The 11568-nt window shown below is 62.7% G+C and carries 10 protein-coding genes; 5 read left to right on the top strand and 5 right to left on the bottom strand.

What is annotated here, in order from left to right; translation table 11 throughout:
• Positions 1 to 121: 121 nt before the first annotated feature.
• Together BM321_RS19050 and BM321_RS19045 are read right to left on the bottom strand one after the other, a co-directional pair.
• Positions 122 to 1363: a TIGR03862 family flavoprotein gene (locus BM321_RS19050; RefSeq protein ID WP_092444009.1), complete on the bottom strand. Its 1242-nt coding sequence runs from the start codon at positions 1361 to 1363 to the stop codon at positions 122 to 124.
• 281 nt (positions 1364 to 1644) lie between these two features.
• Positions 1645 to 2565: a histone deacetylase family protein gene (locus BM321_RS19045; RefSeq protein WP_092444007.1), complete on the bottom strand. Its 921-nt coding sequence runs from the start codon at positions 2563 to 2565 to the stop codon at positions 1645 to 1647.
• A 73-nt stretch (positions 2566 to 2638) separates the two neighbouring features.
• Here BM321_RS19045 and BM321_RS19040 point away from each other — a divergent pair, with 73 nt between their 5' ends.
• From BM321_RS19040 to BM321_RS19030, 3 genes are all read left to right on the top strand, one after another.
• Positions 2639 to 3208, top strand: coding sequence for a GNAT family N-acetyltransferase (locus BM321_RS19040; RefSeq protein WP_092332940.1), 570 nt, complete (start codon positions 2639 to 2641; stop codon positions 3206 to 3208).
• Between the two features lie 105 nt (positions 3209 to 3313).
• The gene (gene tesB / locus BM321_RS19035; RefSeq protein ID WP_092444005.1) at positions 3314 to 4183 is read left to right on the top strand and encodes an acyl-CoA thioesterase II; all 870 of its coding nucleotides are present in this window, start codon (positions 3314 to 3316) and stop codon (positions 4181 to 4183) included.
• The gene (locus tag BM321_RS19030; RefSeq protein ID WP_092444003.1) at positions 4180 to 4773 is read left to right on the top strand and encodes an HAD family hydrolase; all 594 of its coding nucleotides are present in this window, start codon (positions 4180 to 4182) and stop codon (positions 4771 to 4773) included. Before tesB ends, BM321_RS19030 begins: the two co-directional genes overlap by 4 nt.
• 125 nt (positions 4774 to 4898) lie before the next feature.
• On the opposite strand, the gene BM321_RS19025 is transcribed toward BM321_RS19030, so the two are convergent.
• Positions 4899 to 5846, bottom strand: coding sequence for an alpha/beta hydrolase (locus BM321_RS19025; RefSeq protein ID WP_092332944.1), 948 nt, complete (start codon positions 5844 to 5846; stop codon positions 4899 to 4901).
• On the bottom strand, positions 5847 to 6731 hold the full coding sequence (locus BM321_RS19020; protein WP_092332946.1) for a KPN_02809 family neutral zinc metallopeptidase: 885 nt from the start codon (positions 6729 to 6731) through the stop codon (positions 5847 to 5849).
• A 252-nt stretch (positions 6732 to 6983) separates the two neighbouring features.
• On the opposite strand from BM321_RS19020, the gene BM321_RS19015 reads away from it, so the two are divergent.
• Positions 6984 to 7862 (top strand): DMT family transporter, encoded by an 879-nt coding sequence (locus BM321_RS19015; protein ID WP_092444001.1) that lies wholly within the window; start codon positions 6984 to 6986, stop codon positions 7860 to 7862.
• A 178-nt stretch (positions 7863 to 8040) separates the two neighbouring features.
• Here the strand turns inward: BM321_RS19015 and BM321_RS19010 are convergent, their stop codons facing one another.
• Positions 8041 to 9378, bottom strand: a complete 1338-nt coding sequence (locus BM321_RS19010) for an MFS transporter (RefSeq protein ID WP_092443999.1) — start codon at positions 9376 to 9378, stop codon at positions 8041 to 8043.
• A 271-nt stretch (positions 9379 to 9649) separates the two neighbouring features.
• Between BM321_RS19010 and quiC the strand changes: the two genes are divergently transcribed.
• Entirely contained in the window at positions 9650 to 11551 is a 1902-nt protein-coding gene (gene quiC, locus BM321_RS19005) for a 3-dehydroshikimate dehydratase QuiC (RefSeq protein ID WP_092443997.1), read from the top strand.
• The last annotated feature ends 17 nt before the right edge of the window (positions 11552 to 11568 follow it).

The raw sequence follows: 11568 nt of genomic DNA, 5'->3' as shown, positions 1-11568 counted from the left end.
CCTGCCAGGTCTGATAAATCGCTATCGCGAGCAAGCTCGCTCCCACAGTTGATCGGGTTCTGTCAGAAGAATTGCGTTAAATGTGGGAGCGAGCTTGCTCGCGATGGGTGCGCCTCGGTCTTCAACCCTTGCGCTGTAGCCACTCCACCATTCCCAATCCCGCTGCTCGGCCGCTGGCAAAACAGGCCGTGAGCAGGTAGCCGCCGGTCGGCGCTTCCCAGTCGAGCATTTCACCGGCGCAGAAAACCCCGGGCACTTGCTTGAGCATCAGGCGTTCATCCAGGGCTTGGAACGTCACGCCACCGGCGCTGCTGATGGCTTCGTCCAAGGGGCGGGGCTTCACCAGGGTGACCGGCAAGGCCTTGATGGCCTGGGCCAGCCGCGCCGGGTCAGCGAAACACTCGGCCGGCGTGAGCTCGCGCAACAGCGCCGCCTTGACGCCGTCGAGCCCCAACTGGCTGTGCAAGTGCTTGGCCATCGAGCGTGAGCCGCGTGGTTTGCTCAGGGCCTGGAGGATTTTATCCACAGGCCGGCCCGGCAACAGGTCCAGGTGAATGGTCGCGCTGCCATGTTGGTTGATCGCTTCGCGAATCGTTGCCGACAGCGCATAGACCAGGCTACCTTCGAGGCCGGTGGCGGTGAGCACGCATTCGCCGAGGCGCGGTACATCGTCGTTCAGGCCCATGGCGATGTTCTTGAGCGGGGCCCCGGCGAATTTGCTGATCATCAGGTCGCTCCAGGCCTCTACCTCGAACCCACAGTTGCTGGGTTGCAGTGGCGCCAGGGCTACGCCGCGCTGTTCCAGCGCTAGCATCCAGGCGCCGTCGGAGCCCAGGCGCGACCAACTGCCGCCGCCCAACGCCAGCAAGGTGACCTTGGGGTGCAGGGTTTTGTCGCCTTCCGGGGAGGCGATGCGCAAGCTGCCATCCGGGTTCCAGCCGAGCCAGCGATGACGCGTGTGGATCACCACGCCAGCATCGCGCAGGCGCTTGAGCCAGGCGCGTAACAGCGGGGCGGCCTTCATGTCGGTAGGAAATACCCGCCCGGAGCTGCCGACAAAGGTGTCGATGCCCAGCCCGTGGATCCATGTGCATAACTCATCCGCCCCGAATGCCCGCAACAGCGGCGCGAGGTTTGGCGCGCGTTCGGCGTAGCGGGCCAGAAAAGCCGGAAAGGCTTCGGAGTGGGTGATGTTCATGCCGCCCACGCCGGCCAGCAGGAATTTCCTGCCCACCGATGGCATGCCTTCGTACAGGTCGACTCGCAGGCCGGCCTGGCTCAACACCTCGGCGGCCATCAGGCCGGCGGGGCCGCCGCCGATGATGGCGATGTTTGAGGAGGATGGTTTGGCGGTCGAGGTCATGATTTGAACTGTGGGGGCAGGGGTAGGCGGGGCATTCTACCAGCACAGATCCGTGTGGGAGGGAGCTTGCTCGCGATAGCGGTGTGTCAGCGGCATTGATGTAGCTGACCCTTCGCTATCGCGAGCAAGCTCGCTCCCACAATTGGGCCGGTAGGCGTTGTTGAGAACTCTGATCAAAAAACAGCCAAGCTCCTGCAAGCTATAGGCAACATAGCCTGTAGGCCGTTTCGCTCAGGTTATCCACAGGCCGCTCCACAGGCATTGTGGGTAACGCCCAGGTTTCAGTGACAACCTGATGACGTCCAGACCCTTTGTGCGCTGTGGTGCAGGATCCCGTGGCGGCGAGCCAGGGCCTGGCGGTCCTTGCTGTAGCCACCGCCGATCACGCCGACCACCGGGATGTCGCGGCTCAGGCAATGGCGCATGACGCTCTCGTCCCGGGCGGCGAGGCCTTCGTCGGTCAGTTTCAGGTAGCCGAGGGCGTCGTCCTTGTGTACGTCGACGCCGGCGTCATACAGCACCAGGTCCGGCTGGTAGAGCGGCAGCAGGTAGTTGAGGGCGTCGTCCACCACCTTCAGGTAGGCGGCGTCCTCCATGCCCATCGGCAGGGGAATGTCCCAATCGCTGTGCGCCTTGCGTGCGGGAAAATTCTTTTCGCAGTGCAAGGAAACTGTCACGGCGTCCGGGGTGTCATGGAGTATTCGGGCAGTGCCGTCGCCCTGATGCACATCGCAATCGAAAATCAGCACCCGCGAGACCCGACCGCTGGCCAGGAAATAGCGGCTGATCACCGCCAGGTCATTGAAAATGCAGAACCCGGCCGGGTGGTCGTAGTGGGCGTGATGGGTGCCGCCGGCCAAGTGACAGGCCAGTCCGTGTTCAAGGGCTTGTTCGGCCGCCAACAGCGAACCGCCCACGGCACGCACCGTTCGGCGGGCCAGGGCCTCGCTCCAGGGCAGGCCAAGTCGCCGTTGGTCTTCGCGGGACAACTCGCCGCCCATGTAGCGTTCGATATAGGCACGGTCGTGGGCCAGGGCGAGGATGTCCGGCGGACACAGCGCCGGGCGCAACAGGTCCGCGTCGCGGGTCAGGCCGCTGTCCACCAGGTGATCGCGCAGCAGGCGAAACTTGTCCATGGGGAAACGGTGTTCCGCCGGGAATTCGGGGCTGTAGTCTTCGTGATAGATCAGCGGCAGCGGCATGGTGTTTTCAGCGGTGATTGAGTGACGGATCCTACCAGCGATGTAGACTCTGGGGCATGGAAAGGGAGTGAATATGGAGCCGATACTGGAACTGGAAAGCGCACGGTTGCTCTTGCGGCAGTGGCGCGATGATGACTTGCCGGAATTTGCCGCCATGTGCGCCGACCCGCAGGTGATGCGTTATTTCCCGGAGCGCCTGAGCCGCCTGGAAAGCGCCGCCCTGATCGGTCGCGTGCGGGGGCATTTCGCCGAGCATGGTTTTGGTCTGTGGGCGCTGGAGCGCAAGGACACAGGGGACTTCATCGGCTTTACCGGGCTCGGTGTGGTCGGGTTCGACGCGCCGTTCACGCCGGCCATCGAAATCGGCTGGCGCCTGGCCCGGGAGCACTGGGGCCTGGGGTATGCCAGCGAAGCGGCGTGGACCGCCCTGCGTTGTGCCTTCGACCAGTTGACGCTGGACGAAGTGGTGGCGTTCACCGCCGTCGATAACCTGCCCTCGCAAAAGGTCATGCAGGCCATTGGCATGCATCACGACCCGGCGGACGACTTCGAGCACCCGACACTCGCCGTCGGTCATCCATTGCGTCACCATGTGCTTTATCGCATCAATCGTGAGCAGTGGTTGCAGACTCTGCACGGTTAGCCGACACGGACGTTTACAATGCCTACCAAATGGCCCCGGGCCAACAATCGATCCACCGCCGCAGCGTAGACTGCGCGGTCATTGCGCTGTGTGAGGAAAGTCTGAATGAGCCACGTTTTGGAAGATCTGGTCGACCTGCTGACCCTGGAACCGATCGAAGAGAACCTGTTTCGCGGTCGCAGCCAGGATCTGGGGTTTCGCCAGTTGTTCGGCGGCCAGGTGCTGGGCCAGTCGTTGTCGGCGGCCAGCCAGACCGTGGAAGAGGCGCGCCATGTGCATTCGATGCACGGTTATTTCCTGCGTCCGGGGGATGCCGCGCTGCCGGTGGTGTACCAGGTGGACCGGGTGCGTGACGGTGGCAGCTTCAGCACCCGCCGGGTGACGGCGATCCAGAAGGGCAACCCGATTTTCACCTGCAGTGCGTCGTTCCAGTATGACGAACAGGGCTTTGAGCACCAGAGCACCATGCCGCAAGTGGTCGGGCCGGAAAACCTGCCGTCCGAGCTGGAACTGACCCAGCAGCGCGCGCACCTGCTGCCCGAGCACATGCGCGAAAAACTGCTGTGCCCCAAGCCGATCGAGGTGCGCCCGGTCACTGAAAAAGACCCTTACAACCCACAGCTGGCCGACCCGGTGAAATACGTGTGGTTTCGTGCCGATGGCGCCCTGGCGGATTCGCCGGCCTTGCATAAATACCTGCTGGCCTACGCCTCGGACTTCGGCCTGCTGACCACTTCGCTGCTGCCCCATGGCAAATCGGTGTGGCACAAGGATATGCAGGTCGCCAGCCTTGATCACGCCTTGTGGTTCCATGCCGACTTGCGCGCCGATGACTGGTTGCTCTACGCCATGGACAGCCCGTGGGCCGGCAATTCCCGTGGATTCTCCCGGGGCAGCGTGTTCAACCGCGCCGGGCAACTGGTGGCTTCGGTCACCCAGGAAGGCCTGATTCGCCACCGCAAGGACTGGGCATGAGCCTGTCCGAGGTTCGTCACTGGGTATTCGACATGGATGGCACGCTGACCATCGCCGTGCATGACTTCGCGGCAATCCGCGTGGCCCTGGCGATTCCGGCCGAAGACGACATCCTCACCCATCTGGCAGGGTTGCCCGCTGAGGAAGCGGCGGCCAAACATGCCTGGTTGCTGGAACACGAACGGGACCTGGCGCTGGGCTCCAAGCCTGCGCCTGGCGCGGTCGAGTTGGTGCGAGAGCTGGCCGGGCGCGGCTATCGCCTGGGGATCCTGACCCGCAACGCCCGCGAACTGGCCCACGTGACCCTGGAGGCCATTGGCCTGGCGGACTGTTTCGCCGTGGAGGATGTGCTGGGCCGCGACGAGGCACCGCCCAAGCCACATCCTGGTGGCCTGTTGAAACTGGCCGAGGCCTGGAACGTGGCGCCGGACACGCTGGTGATGGTGGGGGACTACCGCTTCGACCTGGACTGCGGGCGGGCGGCGGGGGCGCGGACGGTGTTGGTGAACCTGCCGGACAATCCATGGCCGGAGCTGACGGACTGGCATGCGCGCGATTGTGTTGAGTTGCGGCGGATGCTTTGGGCTTGAGATGAGTATTGGCTGGCTAGCCGCTATCGCGAGCAAGCTCGCTCCCACAGTGGATATGCGGCAATGCGGAAAACTTTGTGGGAGCGGGCTTGCTCGCGAAAGGGCCTTCCTAGTCGACACAAAGCTTACTGCCCAAACAACACCTTCAACCCCTCAGGCGAAGTCAGCATCCCATTGCCGTTATGCCCAACCCCCGGCACTTCGATCAGCCGCTGGTTCAGCCCCACGGGATGACGCCGGGTCAGGTAGTCGAAAAAGAAATGCCCACGCAATAGCCGGTAGGGTCCTTGGGTTTGCGCTTCACAGCCCTTGTCCAGCGCCGGATGCTCCGGGTCGACGTCCTGCTGCCCAAGCAGATAAACGATGTCGCGTTTGACGTAGTTCTCCTCCAGGCGGGCGGGCGTCTGTCCGGCGGCATAGGCGGGCAGGTCCTGCAGACCGTATTTCCAGCGATTGAAACCAGGGCAACTGGCGGGGTCGAAGGCCATGGGCCGTTGGGCATCGAAGTAGGCATAGGACGACGGGTTGGCGATGACAAACCGCGGATTGATCCGGTACTGGCCTTGGGCGAGCAGGGCATAGCGCTGCACAACCTGGGCGCCGCCGGAATGGCCGGCGATGACGATCTCCTTCACTTCCGGAAACTGCTGCCGGTCACTGACCCGCGCGACGATGTCGTCGAGGACCTGGAAGGAACTGACTGGATGGGGCCCTGTGGACAAGCCACCGGCCATCCAGTCGTTGCCCTTCCAGCGCAGTAGCTCATTGGGCAATGTGTGGCGAGCCACGTCCTGCTCGTTGAGGAATTGCGGGGCGATGATCAGGGTCGTGCCTTGTTGCCCGGCCTGTTCGGCAGCCTTTTCGGCGCTGTGCAGGTAGGTCTCGGCATTGCGCAGCCGACCATGGAGGATGATCAGCACGCGCTGGATGGACGCCGGGGGCGGGCTGACGGCGACGGCCATGGCGCCGCCCTTGAGTTGCAGGCGCCCTTGGGCGACCACGTTGACGCCGTGTTCCTCGGCCTGGGCGACGGCGCAGCACAGCACCAGCCCGATCAATGTTCCCCACTTCATCTACAGGTTTCTCGCCGCGAATGTGTCGCACTGACTGACCTGGCCCTGGGCGAAGCCGGTCTTGAACCAGCGCACCCGCTGCGCCGAAGTGCCGTGGGTGAAGGAGTCCGGCACTACGCGGCCCTGGCCTTGTTGCTGCAAGCGGTCATCGCCGATGGCGTTGGCGGCGGTCAAGGCCTCCTCGATGTCCCCCGGCTCCAGCCAGTTCAGGCGTTTTTGCGCATGGTTGGCCCAGACGCCGGCCAGGCAATCGGCCTGCAATTCCTGGCGCACCAACAAGCCGCCGTCGCCTTCCATCTGCCGGCCTTGCTGGCGGGCTTCCTGGATCTTCGCCGATACACCCAGCAGCGTCTGCACGTGGTGGCCGACTTCGTGGGCAATGACGTAGGCCTGGGCGAAATCGCCCGCAGCGGCGAAGCGTTGGGACATTTCCTTGAAGAAGCTCATGTCCAGGTAGACCTGGCGGTCCGCCGGGCAATAGAACGGACCGGTCGCCGAGGAGGCCAGGCCGCAGGCCGAGTTGACTCGACCGCTGAACAACACCAGTTTGGGTTGTTGGTACTGGCGTCCGGCCTGTTGGAAAACCTGGCCCCAGGTGTCTTCGGTATCGCCGAGGATCGAGCGCACGAACTCGGCCTGTTCATCGTTGGCCGGTGGCGCCTGGCGGGTTTGTGAAGTGGCAGGCGCGGACTGGTCCATCTGCCCGGCCAGTTGCCCGAGAATCTGCATCGGGTCCTGGCCAGTGATCCAGCCAATGCCGACGATCAGGATAATGGCGGTCAGGCTCAGTCCCTTGCCGCCACCGAAGCGCATTCCGCCACCGCCCCCACCGTCACCACGGGCGTCCACCACGTTGTCACTGCGGCGACCTTTTCTCCATAACATGTGGGAATTCCTCTGAATGACCCTGCTAAAAATGACTGCTGTGGCGGTGAGTCTAGCTTTTAGGCGCCCAAGGTGCGCGTCGCGCTTGAGCTGTCAGGCAACGGACACGGGTTTTGGTTCAGCGGTGAGTCAATCCTGCCTGGCGCCGGAATTTTCATTACACTTCGGATTCAGAACTTATCGGCATGCTCGCGGGCTCAATAACTGCAACGTGCGTCACGGCCCCTACATCAAGCAACGCAGGTTTCCCTCATGACCGTCAGCACACCGCTCTCCGGCGTCAATCAGGCTTTCAAGGGCATCGTGCTTATTCTGGTCGCAACGTTCCTGTTCTCCAGTCATGACGCATTGTCCAAATATCTGTCGGGTTTTTATCCGATCATCATGGTGGTCTGGGCCCGTTACGTGGTGCACACCTTGTTGATGGCGGGTATCTTCCTGCCGCGTTCGGGGCTGCGGGTGCTACGTACCAAGCGCCCGTTGTGGCAGTTGGCCCGGGCGTTGTGCCTGCTGGGCACCAGTCTGTTTTTTACCACGGCATTGATGTTCATCCCACTGGCGGAGGCGACGGCGGTCAACTTCCTCGCGCCCGTGCTGGTGACCGCGTTGTCGGTGCCGTTGCTGGGCGAACACGTGACGCGCGGTCAATGGATCGCGGTGATCTTCGGTTTTATCGGGGTGTTGATCATCGTCCATCCCGGTGGCGATCTGTTCACCCCGGCGGTGTTGTTGCCTTTCTGTTCGGCGTTGTTTTTCTGTTTCTACCAACTGCTCACGCGCAAGCTCAGCGAGATCGACAGCCCGACCACCAGCAATTTCTTCGCCGGCCTGTGTAACACGTTGGTGATGAGCGCGCTGGTGCCGTTCTTCTGGCAAGTGCCGAGCCTGATGCACGGGGTGATGATGTTGGCGCTGGGGGCCTGCGGGATGACGGCGCACCTGATGCTGACCCAGGCCTTTCGCTTTGCCGCCCCGGCGCTGCTCGCGCCGTTCGGGTATTGCCAGATCGTGTTTGCCGGCCTGCTGGGCTGGTTGTTCTTCAGCCATACGCCGACGCTGACCACCGTGGTGGGCATCGCCCTGATCTGCTTGAGTGGGTTGGCGGCGGCGTGGCAGCAGCGGCGGGTTTAGCACGGAATTGTGGAGGGATCGATTGTGGGAGCAAGGCTTGCCCGCGATGAGGGCGATGCGGTCCTTGATGAACCGAGGCGCCTGTATCGCGGGCAAGCCTTGCTCCCACAGTAGAGAGTCATTTCCACAGCAGTGGTTTTGCTCCCACCGTTGGATGAATGATCCGGGCTGACTGGAATCAGTTTTCCAGGGTCGGCACCTTGCGCGGCGCCATGAAGTACAGCCAGGTCAGGGCAATGAAGTACATCGCCGGAATCAGGGTGAACAGTACGGTGTAGTTGTTGTTGGTGATCGTGAGGATGTGGCCTACCAACTGGGTCATGAACATCCCGCCGATGGCCGCGCACATGCCACCAAAGCCGAACACCGTACTCATCATGTGCTTGGGCGTGTAGTCCATCACCAGGCTCCAGATGTTGGCGGTCCAGGCCTGGTGCGCGCCGATGGCCAGGGAAATGGCGAACACCGCCATCCACAGGTTGCTCGCGCCGGCGGCCATGATCACGCCGATGATGCAGCAGGCGAACAGCAGCATGGACACCAGTCGCGCCTTGATCGGATTGAGGCCGCGACCGATCAGGAACGAAGACAGGATCCCGCCGCCCACGCTGCCGAAGTCGGCGGTGAGGTAGATGATGATCAGCGGGATGCCCATCTGGGTCACGTTGATGCCCAGGTTGTATTGCTGGTTCAGGAACGGCGGCAACCAATAGAGATAGAACCAGAACACCGGCGCGGTGATCGAGTAGGCCAGGGCGAACGCCCAGGTGCCGCGCATGCGCAGGATGCGTGAGAACGGTACGCGGACCTGGTCCGGTTCGTCCTGGGCCTGGATGTAGTCCAGCTCCGACTGTTTGACGCTGGGGTGGTCTTCGGGGTTGAAGTATTTCAGGCCCCAGAACAGCAGCCAGACCCCGCCCAGGGCGGCCATGCACAGGAACGCGGCCTGCCAGCCCCACGCGTGCAGGACCAGCGGCAGCAGCATCGGGGTGAACATCGCGCCAACGTTGGTCCCGGCATTGAAAATACCGGTGGCCACGGCCCGTTCGCCCGCCGGGAACCACAGCCGGGTGGTCTTGACGCAGGCCGGGTAATTGGCGGCTTCGGTGAGGCCGAGGATGAAGCGGCAGATCATGAAGCCCACCGCCGAGGTCGCCAGGCCATGGGCGCCGGTCGCCAGGCTCCAGAGCAGCACGGCGCAGAAGAACACGCGCTTGACGCCGATCCGGTCGATCAACCGCCCCTGCAACACGAAGCCGACGGCATAACCGACCTGGAACCAGAAGTTGATGTTGGCGTAATCCATCGCCGTCCAGCTCATTTCCTTGGCCAGGATCGGCTGCATGACGCCCAGGGCGGCGCGGTCGATGTAGTTCAGGGTGGTGGCGAAAAACACCAGGGCGAGCATGCCCCAACGGGTCTTGCCCACGGCCATGGCGCCGCGGATCTTGTCTCCGACGCCGCCGGTGGAGGCACTCAGGCCAGGGGCCAGGCGGGAACTTTGGGAAGGAATCATAGCGTGTACCCGTTTTTGAAATTCTTATGGTTGGTCTGGGTCTGTCCATCGAGGTTGGCGAGCAGCGCCTGCGTCGATGTGGGGAGCGATGGTGCGCAGTGAGCAAAAAATCGTCAATTCGGCAATCGGCATTTTGTTCGATAATCGCCCAAAAAACTAACCGGATGGTACATATTAAATTGCTGAAAGAAACCGGCAGCACAATAATCGACTGACTCTTTCAAAAGCGGCGCACCTTTTGTAGCCGATGCCTGTCCCGGGAGCCGACGTCATGCAGCGTTCCATTGCCACCGTATCCTTGAGCGGTACCTTGCCGGAAAAACTCGAAGCCATTGCCGCCGCCGGTTTTGACGGGGTGGAAATCTTCGAGAACGACCTCCTCTATTACGATGGCAGCCCGCGGGAAATCAGGCAGATGTGCGCCGACCTGGGCATTGCCATCACCTTGTTCCAACCGTTTCGTGACTTCGAAGGCTGCCGTCGCGATCGCCTGTCGCGCAACCTGGAGCGGGCCGAGCGCAAGTTCGACTTGATGCAGGAACTGGGCACCGATCTGGTGCTGGTGTGCAGCAACGCCTCGGCCGACAGCGTCGGCGATGAACGGATCCTGATCGATGACCTGCGCCTGCTGGCCGAGCGGGCCGGTGCGCGGGGCTTGCGTATCGGTTACGAAGCGCTGGCCTGGGGCCGCCACGTCAATACGTATCAACAGGTCTGGAACATTGTGCGCCAGGCCGATCACCCCAGCCTTGGCGTGTTGCTCGACAGCTTCCATACCTTGTCCCTCAAGGGCGATCCGAGTGCGATCGCCGAGATCCCTGGCGAGAAGATTTTTTTCGTGCAAATGGCCGATGCGCCAATCCTGGCCATGGATGTCCTGGAGTGGAGCCGACATTTCCGTTGTTTCCCGGGGCAGGGCGAATTCGATTTGCCGGGGTTCCTGGCGCCGATCATCAAGAGTGGTTATACCGGGCCGCTGTCGCTGGAGATCTTCAACGATGGCTTCCGCGCCGCGCCGCCACGGGCCAATGCCGCCGACGGCCTGCGTTCGCTGCTGTACCTGGAAGAAAAGACCCGCCAGCGCCTGGCCGAAGAAGCGAGCGTCGTTGGCAATGCCGACATTCTGTTCGCCACCCCGCCGGCCAGCGAATATGACGGCATCGAATTCCTCGAGTTCGCCGTGGACGATAGCCTCGGTGCCAAGCTCTCCCATTGGCTGGAGCGGCTGGGGTTCGTCAAGGCCGGCCAGCACCGTTCGAAGAATGTCAGCCTGCTGCGCCAGGGCGATATCAACCTGATCCTCAACAGCGAACCGTACTCCTTCGCCCACAGTTTTTTCGAAGCCCACGGGCCTTCGTTGTGCGCCACCGCCGTGCGCGTGAAAAACAGTGCCAGCGCCTTGGCGCGGGCCGTTGCCTACAAGGGCCAACCCTACCGCGGGCTGGTGGGGCCCAACGAGCTGGAGCTGGCGGCGGTGCGCGCACCGGACGGCAGCCTGATCTACCTGGTGGACCAGGAAGCCGACGTCTACGGCACCGATTTCAACCTGCAGCCGGGGGCTGTCATCGGGGCCGGGCTCAAGCGCATCGACCACATGGCAATGGCGCTGCCGGCCGACAGCCTCGACAGTTGGGTGCTGTTCTACAAGAGTCTGCTGGATTTCGAGGCCGACGACGAAGTCGTCTTGCCCGACCCCTATGGCCTGGTGAAAAGCCGTGCGCTGCGCAGCCGCTGCAGTTCGATCCGCTTGCCGCTGAACATTTCCGAGAACCGCAACACCGCGATCTCACACGCGCTGTCGAGTTATCGCGGCTCCGGCGTGCATCACATCGCCTTTGATTGCGATGACATCTTCGCCCAGGTCAGTCGTGCCAAAGAGGCGGGCGTGCCGTTGCTGGACATCCCGCTCAATTACTACGACGACCTGGCGGCGCGTTTCGATTTCGATGACGAGTTCCTAAGCGAACTGGCCTATTTCAACGTACTGTACGACCGCGACGCCCAGGGCGGCGAGCTGTTCCACGTTTACACCGAGCCGTTCGAGGGGCGGTTTTTCTTTGAGATCATCCAGCGCAAGAACGGTTACGCCGGTTATGGCGCCGCCAACGTCGCGGTGCGCCTGGCGGCCATGGCCAAGTCCCGCAGCGGTGGCTTGCGGCACGCCAAGTTGTAGGGAAATCGTAAACGCGG

It is taken from the genome of Pseudomonas sp. NFIX10, assembly GCF_900111955.1.
GTDB classification, from domain to species: Bacteria; Pseudomonadota; Gammaproteobacteria; order Pseudomonadales; family Pseudomonadaceae; genus Aquipseudomonas; species Aquipseudomonas fluorescens_AA.
This window is presented reverse-complemented; position numbering and strand designations above follow the sequence as displayed.

Bases quoted from the DNA above. Each gene is read 5' to 3' on its own strand.
- quiC (WP_092443997.1), top strand. From the start codon at position 9,650: ATGCAGCGTTCCATTGCCACCGTATCCTTGAGCGGTACCTTGCCGGAA.
- BM321_RS19030 (WP_092444003.1), top strand. From the start codon at position 4,180: ATGAGCCTGTCCGAGGTTCGTCACTGGGTATTCGACATGGATGGCACG.
- BM321_RS19040 (WP_092332940.1), top strand. From the start codon at position 2,639: ATGGAGCCGATACTGGAACTGGAAAGCGCACGGTTGCTCTTGCGGCAG.
- BM321_RS19050 (WP_092444009.1), bottom strand. From the start codon at position 1,363: ATGACCTCGACCGCCAAACCATCCTCCTCAAACATCGCCATCATCGGC.
- tesB (WP_092444005.1), top strand. From the start codon at position 3,314: ATGAGCCACGTTTTGGAAGATCTGGTCGACCTGCTGACCCTGGAACCG.
- BM321_RS19015 (WP_092444001.1), top strand. From the start codon at position 6,984: ATGACCGTCAGCACACCGCTCTCCGGCGTCAATCAGGCTTTCAAGGGC.
- BM321_RS19045 (WP_092444007.1), bottom strand. From the start codon at position 2,565: ATGCCGCTGCCGCTGATCTATCACGAAGACTACAGCCCCGAATTCCCG.
- BM321_RS19010 (WP_092443999.1), bottom strand. From the start codon at position 9,378: ATGATTCCTTCCCAAAGTTCCCGCCTGGCCCCTGGCCTGAGTGCCTCC.
- BM321_RS19025 (WP_092332944.1), bottom strand. From the start codon at position 5,846: ATGAAGTGGGGAACATTGATCGGGCTGGTGCTGTGCTGCGCCGTCGCC.
- BM321_RS19020 (WP_092332946.1), bottom strand. From the start codon at position 6,731: ATGTTATGGAGAAAAGGTCGCCGCAGTGACAACGTGGTGGACGCCCGT.